Source organism: Burkholderia ambifaria AMMD (genome assembly GCF_000203915.1).
Taxonomy (GTDB): Bacteria; Pseudomonadota; Gammaproteobacteria; order Burkholderiales; family Burkholderiaceae; genus Burkholderia; species Burkholderia ambifaria.
In genome coordinates, this window is sequence record NC_008391.1 from 2,244,169 (window position 1) to 2,257,161 (window position 12,993).

A 12,993-nucleotide genomic window follows, 5' to 3' on the forward strand; every position below is an offset into this window, starting at 1 on the left:
CTATACGTTTTTCTTGATGAATCGCACCGCCAGTCTTTCGAACTGGTCGGCATCGACGGCGGGCAGTTGGCCGGCCACGTCGCTCGACACATTGGACACCGGCCCGGATGGCTTTTGAATTTCGCCTTCGAATCCCGCCGCCGCGTGGCCGTCCGTCGCGCGGACGAGCTTTGGCACCCGGCCAAGCGTGTCCTGAGCGAATGTCGGCATGTCCGCGTTCATGCTCGCCGGACCATCCCAAGCATGACCAGCCGACTTCACCGTGAACGTGCCGGGGCATCCCAGCTCGATATCGCCGCCGCGCAGCCGGAGATACGCACCACCGGACGTAACGAGCACGACTTCATCGCTCGCGGTGCCGACGAGCTTCCCGCCCGCTGCGGTCAATTGAATGTTCTTCGCCGAGTCGACGCGCGTATCGTCGTTCTGCGACTGGATCGTGACCTTCCCCTGATTCGCGATCGCCGACACGCCGTCGCCGTGCGCAAACATCGCGACGCCGCGACCGGCATGCAGATTGATGCGTTCGCCGCTCGTGACTTGCACATGTTGTTGCGCGACTTGATCGATGTTCTCGCCCGCATGGATGACGTGCGTTTTGGGCGTGACGTGGAGGGCCCCGGACTGCGCGCCGAATGCGAGCAGCGCGCACGCATCGTCGGCCGCGCCGGCTGGTGCACCGCCAGGCGTCCAGTTGCGGAATGCACTGGCGACGTTGTCCTGCCCGCTGGTGTCGGCGGACTGTCCGCCGTGCTGGCCGGCGTAATCGCCGAGCGATTTGAAGAGTTCGGTGCATTGATCGAGCAGGCGAATCAGTTCATCGCGATCGAGCTGACCACCGGTGGCCCGTGTGCGCGCATAGGTCGACAGCAGGATGCCGCGCGCGGCGCGCAATGCGGCGGCGGCATCGGTGCGCAGCTCCGCGCCTTCGCCGCGCGCCTCACCATGTCCGTTTTCTCGCGGCTGCGTCAGATACCCGAGATTCAATTCGGTATGCGCATGTTCGCTCGCCAACTGCGCCGAGATTTGCGACGGCGTATCGTCCAGACGAAGCTGGTTATAACGCCTGCCGTTGATTTCCTTGGTCTTGATACCGGAGAGGAACCGGTTGCCGGGAAGCGCGCCGGTATGGCTGAAGGTCGCGGGCGGGTTCGCGCCATTGCTCAGCACGCCGATGATGACCAACCGGTCTGGGTCGCCTGCAAGACATCCCAGCAGGACTTCCATGCCGACGCGGGGCAGGAAGAGCGTCCCGAAGTTGCCGCCCGCCAGATTTGCTCCGACGCGGATCGGTGCGCTGTCACCAGCCCGGCCGTTCGTTCCGGCGCCTTGCGCGTGCGCATGATCGGCCGGGTCGTAACCGTGAATCCGCACGCGTACGCGGCCGGCGCTGTCGCAAAACACTTCCTCGCCCTGCATGCCGACGATCGTGCCGGTCAGCAGGTGAACCGGCGGCACATCGATCTTCGGATCGTAGGCGGGTTTGAGCGGCACGCCGCGCCGCACGCACGTGAAGCGGTTCTCGTAGCGTGTGTCGGTTTGCTCCGCTGGATCGGCAGGTATCGCCGGAACGGTTTCCGTCAGGTTACGGCTCGCCGCGAAGAGTCCCTGCGCCCGGCTCGCGAGCTGCGTTGGCAGGTTGTTGCGGATATCGTGTCGAACCGACGTGACGACGAACCGACGATGCTCGACGGGCTTCATATCCAGTTCCGGGTCGCCCGTCAGCGTGAACCAGTGGCCGACCGGCAAATCGCGCACGTTGCTGATCCCGTCGTATCGCTCGGCTTCGAACTGGTGAGCCAGTATCCGGTCGCGCGTGATGCGGTCGTGGTCGTTCCACGAATCGCCGACGTGCGGGATGTCGATCGCGACGTCGGTCAGCAGGTGGGCCAGATCGTTTCCCGATTCACCCTGATGGAGGCTGGCGACGGCCGTTGAATCGTCGATGCGAGCCGTCTTGTAGTCCCACGACGGACGGCGGACCTTGCCGGACGACAGGCGCTGGCGGTGCGCAAAGAGCGTCACCGTGTCGCGCTGCGCAGCGCCCGCATCGCGAGGGTGAAGGCGCAGCGCACCGGCCGGTGCCTCCTTCAAACAATGCGGATCGTCGCAAAATACGAGCGTGTGAACCGGCTGCTCGTCGGCCATGCCGTGCACGCGGCCGACCGTCTCGGCCTGCGCGAAGACCGTGATGCCTTCCCGGCGCAGCAGACGCCGGATGAAGCGCGCGTCCGATTCGTTGACCTGGCGCGTGAGCTCGCGCACCGGATAGCGATCGGCCTGCAGCCCGGACAAGTCGAAATCGAACGCGCGCGCGAGTGCGTAGCTGCGCTGTTTCCATTCGTTCATCAGCGTCGTGAGGATTTCCGGCACGCTGCGCGAGCGGAACACGCGGGCGTTCGTGCGGCCCTCCATCAACGACAGCGCGTCACACACCTGCAGTTGATAGACGGTCAGCTCGCCGTCGGATTGACCGGTCCGCACTTCGCGCACGATCGCATTGATCGCGCGTACGCCGCCCCGATCGGCCGTCACCCGAACCGACACGGGCAGCCCGAGAAACAGCGCAGGCGACAGATGGTCGTGGGTGGATACGCAGGTCAGCTGCCCGTCGATGCCGGACATCAGCCCTTCGTGGATATCGGCGTGATGGAGCGCCAACAGATGGCCGACCGCGCGTTGCGCGCGCCCGAAATGGAGATCGACCGGCCGCGGGTTTCCGTCAATCAGACCAGACGCAAAATTACGGAGCGTTTTTGCTATCGACATCACGCTAATCTCATTGCTATGTTTCAGAATTCTGATTTATCTGAAATTGAATATCGGTAGGGTTAAAGGCGTGAATTCGCTAAATCGCGCGGCGGAGATTAGCAAGTTTTTCTGGATCGTAAAATGTATTTTTATTTTGAGATCGCGCGATTTGTCTTTAAGAAACAGTATTTTGCGTTTATGGCGAGATGTTTGTTTTTTTAAAAGTCTTATGTCGAGATGTGATTGATGTTGTCTCGACAATTGTTCGGGGAGCCGCAAGAGCGCCGTCAGCTTCTTTTGTCCGATTAAAGCAGGTATGGTTTTTTAAAAACTCGATTTGTCAGACATAAAGGCGAACGACTGCCTGTTGCAGTATCGGAAAAGACGCGAACGGATCGCGCTCGTGCCTGCGCGGGCAATTCGGGAGAACACATGATGTCTATGAGGGATTCCCCCGTAACACGCCGATGAACGTCACGTCGACGCCCGCAGCCCGTCGCCCGGCGCTTTCCCGCCGACGCTTCCCACCGCCCGCTCCCGATTATTTGCGTTTCGCGAATGGCGCGTTCGCCGGTTGTTCCATACCCGATCGGCGGCCGCGCACCTATCGTTCGGGCGTCGGCTGATTGAATTCGACGCCTGCAACCGGAAAGGCGGCCGCCATTTCCTCGCGACTCGCGTCGCATCGCACACAAGACAACGGACCTGGCTTCATGCACCGACGCTCCGGCGCGTGCACGCGGACCAATCCACGGAGACAGACATGAAAGCAAACGAGTGGGATACCTCCTATGAGTGGAAGGCGGTGACGCTGCTGGCGCTCGGATTCGGGCTGGTCGGCCTCGACCGCTGGCTCATCGCGCCGCTGTTCCCGTCGATCATGAAGGACCTGCACCTGACCGCGCAGGACGTCGGCAACTGCATCGGCGTGCTCGGCCTGTCGTGGGGCATTTTCGCGGCGCTGATGGGCGGCATCTCGGACAAGATCGGCCGCCGCAAGGTGCTGATCCCGGCCATCGTCGCGTTCTCGCTGCTGTCCGGCTTCTCGGGGCTCGCGGGCGGGCTGCTCGGCCTGATCGCGATCCGCGGGCTGATGGGCGTGGCCGAGGGTTCGTTCTGCCCGACCAGCTTCGCGGCGACCGCCGACGCGTCGCACCCGCGTCGACGCGGCCTGAACCTCGGGCTGCAGCAAAGCGGCTTCGCGCTGTTCGGGCTGGCGCTGTCACCGATCATCGCAACCCAGTTGCTCAACGTCGTGTCGTGGCGCTGGGTGTTCGCGCTCGTGGCCCTTCCCGGGCTGATCCTCGGCGCGGTCATGTTCTTCGTGATCCGCGAACCGAAGCGCACGAAGGAGGTCGTGTCGGAACACGCGCCGGCCTCGCTCGGCCATGTGCTCAAGAGCCGCAACATCCTCGTCGCGATGGCCGCGCTCTGTTGCGCGATGACCGGCGTGTTCGTGCTCGGCGCGCTGCTGCCGCTGTACCTGACGGAGTACCTGTCGCTCGGCACGCAGAAGATGGGCCTGGTGGTGTCGGCGATCGGCTTCGGCGGTTTTCTCGGGCAGTTCGGGCTGCCGGGCTTGTCCGACCTGGTGGGCCGCCGCCTCGCGAGCATCGTCGGCTTCGCCGGCACCGCGGTGATGCTCTACATTTTCCGCGGGCTCGGCCCGCAGCCGGTCATGTTGTTCGTCGTCCTGTTCGTCGCGTCGTTCTTCACGCTCGGGCTGGTGTCGCTGCTGTCGGGCCCGGTGGCGACCGAAGCCGCGCCCGTCGGCCTCGTATCGACGTCGATCGGCGTGGTAGTCGGCTGCGGCGAGATCTTCGGCGGCGGCATCGCGCCGGCGCTGGGCGGCTATGTCGCCGCGCACTTCGGGATCCAGAACATTCTGTGGCTGCCGATGATCGCGGTGCTGCTCGGCATCGTGGTCAGCATGCTGCTGCGGGAAACCGCGCCGGCCGTGCTGCAGCGCCGCGTGGGCGTGCAGCCGGAGCTGACGGCGGGCGAGCAGCCGTAACGTGCCGCTCGGTCGCATCGGCGCCCGCGCCCGGCGGCCCTGCGAGATTGACACCTGTCGGGTGACAGTGTGACGCTTTGCGCATGCTCCAATCGGCCGGCAGGTGCGGTTAGACTGGCGGTTTCGCTTCCCGGAAAAGGCGCCGCATGGACCGCTTTCTGAGCATCGAGGCATTCGTCAGGGTCGCCGAGGCGAGCAGTTTTGCGGAAGCGGCGCGCCAGCTTGGGGTCACCAGTTCGGTCGTGACGAACCGCATCCAGCAGCTGGAGAAGTTCGTCAACGCGCCGCTGTTCCATCGCAGCACGCGCCACGTGCGGCTGTCCGAAGTGGGCGAGACCTTCTACCGCGAATGCGCGGAGGTGGTCGGGCGCGTCAACGAGCTGACCGACCAGATGCGCGAACTGCGCGCGACCCCGACCGGGCGGCTGCGCATCCAGATGCTGCCCGGCTTCGCGCTCGATCACTTCGGCGTGCCGCTCGCCGAATTCAATCGGCGCTACCCGGGCATCCAGCTCGACATCATCGTCAACGACCGTGTGGTGGACCCTGTCGAAGAAGGGTTCGACATCGCGTTCCAGATCTTCCCGCCGATTTCCGAATCGCTGATCGAGCGGCGCCTGTTCGTGGTCCGACGCCTGTTCTGCGCGTCGCCCGCGTATCTCGACGCGCATGGTGCGCCACAACATCCGCGCGAATTGCTGCAGCACACGACGGCGCTGTATTCGGGTTATCCATCACGCAATCGCTGGACGATGACGCGCGGCGACGAGGTCGTCGAAATGGAATTGCCCGGCATGATCCGCTCGAACTCCGTGCATTTGCTGCGCGAGTATGCGCTGACGGGCGGCGGTGTCGTGTGCCTGCCCACGCTGGTCGCGAGCGAGGCGCTCGTCGCGGGCCGGCTGGTGCCCATCCTCACCGACTTCGAGATCGCGCCACTGAGCTTCGCCGCCGTCTATCCCGCAACGCAGCGACAGGCATTGAAGGTGAAAGCGCTGGTCGAATTCCTCGCCGAATACATCGGCGACGAGTCGCCGTGGGACCGTCCGCTGCTGGAGCGCGGCTGGGTCCGTTGAGCCGGGCGATTATTCGCGAAACGCAAATGCCGTAGTCGCGCTCCGTTGCCTTGTTGAGGGGCGCCCTTGCCCCTAGAGTTGAATCCAACAAGCGGTACAACTCAGGAGACAGCAATGACCGACACGGCATTCCACACCGTCTTTGGCTCGCTCGACAGCTACACCAAGGGCGAGATCGAAATCACCAGCGGCAGCGCGCAGCACTACGCCTTCTCGAACGTGTTCGAGGTGGCATCGAAGTCGGCCCCCTACGAGAAAGTCGTCGCCGGCAAGAACCTTGAATACGTGATCGAAGTGCTGCGCACCGACGGCCAGTCGCCGTGGTTTGCATGCGCGCACGACGAGTTCGCGATCCAGATGGACGGCGAAGTCCGCATCGAATTCATCAAGCTCGACAACCCGCCGACCACCGGCCGCGGCACCGTGAGCGCCGGCACGCAGCCGGCGGGCCGCGAGATGGGCTACGTCGTCCTGCGCAAGGGGCACCAGGCGCTGCTGCCGGCCGGCTGCGCGTATCGGTTTTCTGCCGACCAGCCGGGCGTCGCGCTCGTGCAGACGGTGCTCGGCGAACTGTCCGTCGAGAAGTGGGCCGACATCTGCCTGCACTGACCGATCCGACCGCCCCCCATTCGACTATTCCAGGAGACACGTGATGGCCACCCTCGAGACCCTCGATCTTTCCGCCGGCTTTGCCGCCGATCTGGTGCAAGCCACCGAAGCCGATGCTGTCACCGGCTACCGCCGCTTTCACCTCGGCGCGTTCGCGTTCCAGCGCGACGAATACTTCGTCAAAATCAGCTGGCCGGCGAAGGGCAGCACGCGCACGCATGCGATCCCTGCGGACGCGTTTTTGCGCGCGATGATGCGCGACGTGGCGTGGGGCTTCTTCTACGGCTGGGTGAATTTCGATCACGTGTTCGGCACGCGCAATCACTACGGCAAGGTGGACGTCTATGCCGGCACATTCAACGGAATCCTGAAGGAAGCCGGCGTCGACTACACCGAGACCTTCGAAACGCCGACGATCATGGCGACCTTCAAGGCGATGCTGCACGACTGGACCAACGAAGGCTTCGACCCGTTCGCGGCGCCCGAGGAAACCGGCACGGCCTTCGGCCGCAAGCATGGCGAGAACGGCGCGGCGATCGAACGCACGCGCATCGCGACGCGCCGCATGCCGGGCCTCGAAGGCGACTCGCCGCTGCGCGACGAACTGCCGGTCAATCGCGCGTTCCGCGACGTCGGCCAGGACGAGCCGGAAGTGCATGTGAAGCCGGGCTTCGAAGGCGAGCTGCACGCGTTCAACCTGTTCAAGTACCTGTCGCGCTCGGACGTGACGTGGAATCCGTCGGTCACCTCAGTATGCGGGCGCAGCCTGTTCTGCCCGACCACCGAGGAATTCATCCTGCCGGTGTTCCACGGCAACGACCGCGTCGAATGGTTCCTGCAACTGTCCGACGAAATCGTGTGGGACATCGGCGACAAGAACACCGGTGCGCCGCGCGCGCGCATCACGATGCGCGCCGGCGACATTTGCGCGATGCCCGCCGACATCCGGCACCAGGGCTACTCGACGAAGCGTTCGATGCTGCTCGTCTGGGAAAACGCGACGCCGGACCTTCCGCAGCGATACGAGAGCGGCGAGCTTGCGCCGTATCCGATCGCGTTCTAAGCAGCGCATGCGCGCGATACCGAGGACGATTCATGCAAACCCAACTCTTCATCGACGGCCGCTTCGTTGACGCCGTCGAGCGCGGCACGATCGACGTGCTCAATCCGCACGACGGCTCGCTGATCACAAAGATCGCCGCGGCCACCGCGGCGGACGTGGACCTGGCCGTGGAAGCCGCCACCCGCGCGTTCCCGAAGTGGTCGGCCATGCCGGCGGCCGAACGCGGCCGGCTGCTGCTGCGTCTGGCCGACGCGATCGAAGCCAACGCGGAGGAACTAGCGCAACTCGAATCGCTGGACACCGGCCACCCGATCCGCGATTCGCGCGCGCTCGACGTGCCGCGCACGGCGGGATGCTTCCGCTACTTCGGCGGGATGGCCGACAAGCTGCAGGGCTCGGTGATTCCGGTCGAAACCGGCTTCCTGAACTACGTGCAGCGCGCGCCGATCGGCGTCGTCGGCCAGATCGTGCCGTGGAATTTCCCGCTGATGTTCACGAGCTGGAAGATGGGCCCGGCGCTGGCCGCGGGCAACACGGTGGTGCTCAAGCCGTCGGAGATCACGCCGCTGTCGACGCTGCGTATCGTCGAACTGATGGCCGAGGTCGGGTTCCCGGCCGGTGTCGTCAACATCGTCCCCGGTTACGGGCATACGGCGGGCCAGCGGCTCGCCGAACATCCCGGTGTCGGGAAGATTGCGTTCACCGGTTCGACGGCGACGGGCCGCCGCATCGTCGACGCATCGCAGGGCAACCTGAAGCGCGTGCAGCTGGAGCTGGGCGGCAAGGGTGCGAACATCGTGTTCGACGATGCGAACCTCGACGCGGCCATCAACGGCGCCGCGTGGGCGATCTTCCACAACCAGGGGCAAGCGTGCATCGCGGGTTCGCGTCTCGTGCTGCACGAACGCATCGCCGACGCATTCCTCGAGCGCTTCGTGTCGCTGGCGTCGTCGATCCGTGTCGGCAATCCGCTGGATCCGGACACCGAGATGGGCCCGCTGACGTCGAAGCAGCATCTCGACCGCGTGCTGTCGTTCGTCGACGTCGCGCGTGAGCAGGGCGGCCGTGTGCTCACGGGCGGCAGCGTGCCGCAGGATGCGGCGCTCGCCAACGGCTACTACGTGCGCCCGACGGTCATCGAAGCGAAGAGCGCGACCGACCGTGTCGCACAGGAGGAAGTGTTCGGCCCGTTCGTCACCGTGCTGCGCTTCGGCAGCGACGAGGAAGCGCTGTCGATCGCCAACGCGACCGAATACGGGCTCGGCAGCGGCCTGTGGACCAACGATCTGTCCCGCGCACACAGGATGGCGGCGCGGATCGACGCGGGCATGTGCTGGATCAACTGCTACAAGCGCGTCAATCCGGGCAGCCCGTTCGGCGGCGTCGGCCAGTCGGGCTACGGCCGCGAGATGGGTTTCGAGGCGATGCACGACTACACGGAAGCGCGCTCGGTGTGGGTCAACGTCGACGGCAACGTGCCGCCGCATTTCAAACGCTGAGGCCGAGATGGAGCGCTTCGTCTATCAGGGAACGCCGTCGCGCGTCGTGTTCGAATGGGGCGCGCTCGAGCGGCTGCCCGACGAGTTGTCCGCGCTCGGCGCGCACCGCGCGCTGATTCTGTCGACGCCCGAGCAGCAGCCGCTCGCCGAACGGGTCGCCGGCGTGCTCGGCGAGCGGGCGGCCGGCGTATGCGCGCAGGCCGTGATGCACGTGCCGATCGAGGTGGCCCGTGCCGCGCGCGAGAGGGCGGCCGAGCTGGGCGCGGACTGCTGCATCGCGATCGGCGGCGGCTCGACGATCGGGCTCGGCAAGGCGATCGCGCTCGAATCGTCGCTGCCGATCCTCGCCGTGCCGACGACCTACGCGGGTTCGGAGATGACGCCGATCTACGGGCTCACGGAAGGCCGGCTGAAGCGCACCGGGCGCGATGCGCGCGTGCTGCCGCGTACGGTGCTCTACGACCCGTCGCTGACGTTGTCGCTGCCGCCGGGGATTTCGGCGGCGTCCGGCGTCAACGCGATGGCGCATGCGGTCGAAGCGCTCTATGCGGAAGATGCGAACCCGGTGATCAGCCTGATGGCCGAGGAGTCGATTCGTGCGCTCGGCGAGGCGCTGCCGGCGATCGTGCGCGCGCCCGACGACCGCGAGATGCGCAGCCGCGCGTTGTACGGCGCATGGCTTGCCGGCACGTGTCTCGGCGCGGTCGGCATGGCGCTGCACCACAAGCTCTGTCACACGCTCGGCGGCACTTTCAACCTGCCGCACGCGCAGACCCACGCCGCGATGTTGCCGCACACGGCCCACTACAACCATGCCGCGGCGCCCGACGCGCTGCGCCGGGTCGCGCGGGCGCTGGGCGGCACCGACGCGGCCGACGCCGGTCCGCTGTTGTTCCGGTTGAATCGGCAGCTCGGCCTGTCGACGGCGCTTGCCGATATCGGGATGCCGGAAGCGGGCCTCGACGAAGCCGCCGACCTCGCATGCCGGAACTCCTACGCGAATCCGCGGCCGATCGAACGCGCGCCGATTCGCGAATTGCTTCAGCGTGCGTGGCAAGGGCACGCGCCGCAGTGAGCGGCCGGCCGCATCCAAGGAGACGAACGTGACGAATGAACATCATGACGGCGACACCCGGCTGACCGAGCAGGTCGTTGCCAGCTTCGACGGTACGCCGAACCCGCGCTTGCGCGTGCTGATGCAGAGCCTCGTGCGGCATCTGCATGCGTTTGTCCGCGAAACGGAGCTGACCGAGGCCGAGTGGATGACCGCGATCCGCTTCCTGACCGAAACCGGGCAGATGTGCGACGACGTTGTGCGCCAGGAATTCATCCTGTTGTCGGACACGCTGGGCGTGTCGATGCTGGTCGATGCGATCAACCACCGTTTCGCCACCGGCGCGACGGAAACGACCGTGTTCGGGCCGTTCTACATCGAGGGCATGCCTGAGCGTGCGTACGGCGAGAACATGGCGTTCACGCCCGGCACGCCGGTCGTCGTGCATGGCCGCGTGCTCGGCACCGACGGTGCGCCGGTGCCGGGCGCCGTGCTCGACGTGTGGGAGACCGCCGACAACGGCATGTATTCCGGACAAGACAAGGCACAGCCGCACGGCAATCTGCGCGGCCGCTACCGGACCGATGCCGAAGGCCGTTATGCGATCACGACGATTCTGCCGGTCAGCTATCCGATTCCGACCGACGGCCCGGTCGGGAAGATGCTCGATGCTACCGGACGCCATCCGTGGCGGCCCGCGCACCTGCACTTCATGATCGACGCGCCGGGCTACCGCAAGCTCGTCACGCACCTGTTCGACGAGGAGGACGCGTATCTGGAGTCCGATGCCGTGTTCGGCGTGAAGCCGTCGCTGATGGTCGCCTATCGGCCGCGTGCGGCGGACGATGAACTGGCACGCCGGTTCGGGTTGAGCGGCGCGTACCGCGAAGCGACGTATGACTTCGTGCTCGACCGGAGCTGATCGACATGGCTCGATTTTTCGCGGTGTTTGCGACCGACCAGCCCGGGATGCGCGACGTGCGCGACCGCGTGCGCGCCACGCACCGGACTTACCTGCGTTCCGCCGCGCAGCATGGCGTCTATGTGCGGCTCGGCGGGCCGACGCGCGATCCGCAGGGCGATGCGATGAACGGCACGCTGCTCGTCATCGAGGCGGACGACATCGATGCGGTGATGCAGTTCGTCGGCAACGATCCGTACGTGAAGGAAGGGCTGTTCTCGCGGGTCGAGGTGCGTCCGTGGGACTGGAGCCTCGGCAATCCCGAGCGGAGAGTGTGAGCCATGGGCGCCACGCAACTCTGTCGCTTCTCCGAGGTGCCTGACGGCGGCGCGCGGGTCGTCGACGAGGCGGGCATCGGGCAACCCGTCATCGTCGTGCGGCGTGGGGAGCAGGTGTGGGCGTACGTGAACCGTTGTCCGCATTTCTCGGTTCCGCTCGATTTCGTGCCGGGCAACGTTTCCTGTTACCGGTCGCAGGTGCTGATGTGCGCGCATCACAGTGCGCTGTTCCGGTTCGACGATGGTGTGTGCATCGATGGGCCGTGCTCCGGCGCCGGGCTGGAAGCCGTGGCGGTCGAGGTGGATTCCGCGGCGTGGGTGGTCTGTCGCGGCGCTTGAGTCGGAAGGTGGGGCTGCCCAACCGTGTTCGGGTGATCGGGCAATCGCATCGAGGTGGATGAAATCGGGAATGAGCGGGATTTCATTCACGCTTTCCAATCAGTAAAACTAAGTAATTTTCCGACCCGGATGAAAGAGAAACCGGGCTGGGGAAGTTGTTTCAAGAAACATCGGTCGAGTACCCGCGCGACAGTGGGCGGCCGTTCGCATTGACAGAAAAAAGACGGAGACACCATGAAACTCAGGTTTGGAGCAGCCGCGATGCTTGTCATCGCGCAGAGCGCGCACGCGCAAAGCAGCGTGACCTTGTTCGGTCTGATCGACAGCGGCATCTCGTATGTCAGCAACGAGGGCGGCGGGAAGAACGTCAAGTTCGACGACGGCATCTTCACGCCGAACCTGTTCGGCTTGCGCGGCACCGAGGATCTCGGCGGCGGATATCGCGCGACGTTCGCGCTCGTGAACCAGTTCTCGATGGCGAACGGCAGCATCATCGGCACCGGGATCTTCGGCCGCAATGCATACGTCGGGATCGAGAGCGACCGCTTCGGCAACATCACGCTCGGGAACCAGTACGACTTCATGGTCGATTCCCTGTTTGCGAAGGGGAACGCGGTTTCGATGGATATCAGCGGGTTGTACGGGTTCAGGAATGGGCCGTTCCAGCGTCTTGCGCTGCCGAACAATCCGACCGGCGCATTCGATTGGGATCGAACCGCGGGCAGCAAGCCTGTGGCGAATTCGGTCAAATACAGTTCGCCGACGATTGCCGGTTTCTCCGGTGGCGTGATGTATGCGTTCGGCGGCGTGGCCGGTTCCATCGGCGCGGACAACGCCGTGAGCGCCGGGTTGAACTACGAAGTCGGTGCGTTCGGTATCGGCGCGGCCTATACGAACGAGAAGTATGGCCCGGCGCCCGGTACACCGTCGACCAGTGTGCGCAACTGGGGCGTCGGGATGCACTATGACTTCGGCGCGGTGACCGCGAAGGCGTTGCTGACCACCGTCCACAATTCGTTCAACGACGCCGGTGTGTGGATGGCTGAAGCCGGCGGCACGTGGCGCATCAGGCCGGACGTTTTTCTCGGCGCGAAGTACATGTACATGAAGGGCAACGAGGCCGTGAACGACAACCACGCGCATCAGGTCAGCGTCGCGCTTCAATACCTGCTGTCGAAGCGGACGATGGTGTATGTGTCCGGCGACTATCAACGCGCGAACAGCGGCGCGAACGCGCAGATCAACGGCGTGCTCGACCCGAACGGGGCGTCGAGTTCAGCGACCCAGGCGGTGGCGCGGATCGGGCTGCATACGATGTTTTGACGGAGGCGGCGCGCGGCGCGCGGGTC

The 12,993-nt window shown here is 65.2% G+C and carries 11 protein-coding genes; 10 read left to right on the forward strand and 1 reads right to left on the reverse strand.

Annotated features, from left to right (window positions below):
* Positions 1-2,769, reverse strand: a complete 2,769-nt coding sequence (locus tag BAMB_RS26035; RefSeq protein ID WP_011660137.1) for a type VI secretion system Vgr family protein — start codon at positions 2,767-2,769, stop codon at positions 1-3.
* Between the two features lie 745 nt (positions 2,770-3,514).
* On the opposite strand from BAMB_RS26035, the gene BAMB_RS26040 reads away from it, so the two are divergent.
* From BAMB_RS26040 to BAMB_RS26085, 10 genes are all read left to right on the forward strand, one after another.
* Positions 3,515-4,765, forward strand: coding sequence for an MFS transporter (locus BAMB_RS26040; RefSeq protein ID WP_011660138.1), 1,251 nt, complete (start codon positions 3,515-3,517; stop codon positions 4,763-4,765).
* A gap of 146 nt (positions 4,766-4,911) precedes the next feature.
* Positions 4,912-5,841, forward strand: a complete 930-nt coding sequence (locus BAMB_RS26045; RefSeq protein ID WP_011660139.1) for a LysR family transcriptional regulator — start codon at positions 4,912-4,914, stop codon at positions 5,839-5,841.
* 114 nt (positions 5,842-5,955) lie between these two features.
* A complete protein-coding gene (locus tag BAMB_RS26050; RefSeq protein WP_011660140.1) occupies positions 5,956-6,450 on the forward strand; it encodes a cupin domain-containing protein in 495 nt (164 codons plus the stop codon).
* A 43-nt stretch (positions 6,451-6,493) separates the two neighbouring features.
* The gene (locus BAMB_RS26055) at positions 6,494-7,513 is read left to right on the forward strand and encodes a hypothetical protein (protein WP_011660141.1); all 1,020 of its coding nucleotides are present in this window, start codon (positions 6,494-6,496) and stop codon (positions 7,511-7,513) included.
* 32 nt (positions 7,514-7,545) lie between these two features.
* On the forward strand, positions 7,546-9,012 hold the full coding sequence (locus tag BAMB_RS26060; RefSeq protein ID WP_011660142.1) for an aldehyde dehydrogenase family protein: 1,467 nt from the start codon (positions 7,546-7,548) through the stop codon (positions 9,010-9,012).
* Positions 9,013-9,019: 7 nt separating this feature from the next.
* Positions 9,020-10,087: a maleylacetate reductase gene (locus BAMB_RS26065; RefSeq protein ID WP_011660143.1), complete on the forward strand. Its 1,068-nt coding sequence runs from the start codon at positions 9,020-9,022 to the stop codon at positions 10,085-10,087.
* A gap of 28 nt (positions 10,088-10,115) precedes the next feature.
* The gene (locus tag BAMB_RS26070) at positions 10,116-10,988 is read left to right on the forward strand and encodes an intradiol ring-cleavage dioxygenase (RefSeq protein WP_011660144.1); all 873 of its coding nucleotides are present in this window, start codon (positions 10,116-10,118) and stop codon (positions 10,986-10,988) included.
* 5 nt (positions 10,989-10,993) lie between these two features.
* Entirely contained in the window at positions 10,994-11,305 is a 312-nt protein-coding gene (locus BAMB_RS26075; RefSeq protein ID WP_011660145.1) for a YciI family protein, read from the forward strand.
* 3 nt (positions 11,306-11,308) lie between these two features.
* Positions 11,309-11,644 (forward strand): Rieske (2Fe-2S) protein, encoded by a 336-nt coding sequence (locus BAMB_RS26080; protein ID WP_006752309.1) that lies wholly within the window; start codon positions 11,309-11,311, stop codon positions 11,642-11,644.
* Between the two features lie 234 nt (positions 11,645-11,878).
* Complete coding sequence (locus BAMB_RS26085; protein WP_011660146.1) at positions 11,879-12,967, forward strand: porin; 1,089 nt, start codon at positions 11,879-11,881, stop codon at positions 12,965-12,967.
* Positions 12,968-12,993: the final 26 nt, after the last annotated feature.

Coding starts and splice junctions, on each gene's coding strand:
- BAMB_RS26035 (WP_011660137.1), bottom strand. CDS start 2,769: ATGTCGATAGCAAAAACGCTCCGTAATTTTGCGTCTGGTCTGATTGAC.
- BAMB_RS26040 (WP_011660138.1), top strand. CDS start 3,515: ATGAAAGCAAACGAGTGGGATACCTCCTATGAGTGGAAGGCGGTGACG.
- BAMB_RS26045 (WP_011660139.1), top strand. CDS start 4,912: ATGGACCGCTTTCTGAGCATCGAGGCATTCGTCAGGGTCGCCGAGGCG.
- BAMB_RS26050 (WP_011660140.1), top strand. CDS start 5,956: ATGACCGACACGGCATTCCACACCGTCTTTGGCTCGCTCGACAGCTAC.
- BAMB_RS26055 (WP_011660141.1), top strand. CDS start 6,494: ATGGCCACCCTCGAGACCCTCGATCTTTCCGCCGGCTTTGCCGCCGAT.
- BAMB_RS26060 (WP_011660142.1), top strand. CDS start 7,546: ATGCAAACCCAACTCTTCATCGACGGCCGCTTCGTTGACGCCGTCGAG.
- BAMB_RS26065 (WP_011660143.1), top strand. CDS start 9,020: ATGGAGCGCTTCGTCTATCAGGGAACGCCGTCGCGCGTCGTGTTCGAA.
- BAMB_RS26075 (WP_011660145.1), top strand. CDS start 10,994: ATGGCTCGATTTTTCGCGGTGTTTGCGACCGACCAGCCCGGGATGCGC.
- BAMB_RS26080 (WP_006752309.1), top strand. CDS start 11,309: ATGGGCGCCACGCAACTCTGTCGCTTCTCCGAGGTGCCTGACGGCGGC.
- BAMB_RS26085 (WP_011660146.1), top strand. CDS start 11,879: ATGAAACTCAGGTTTGGAGCAGCCGCGATGCTTGTCATCGCGCAGAGC.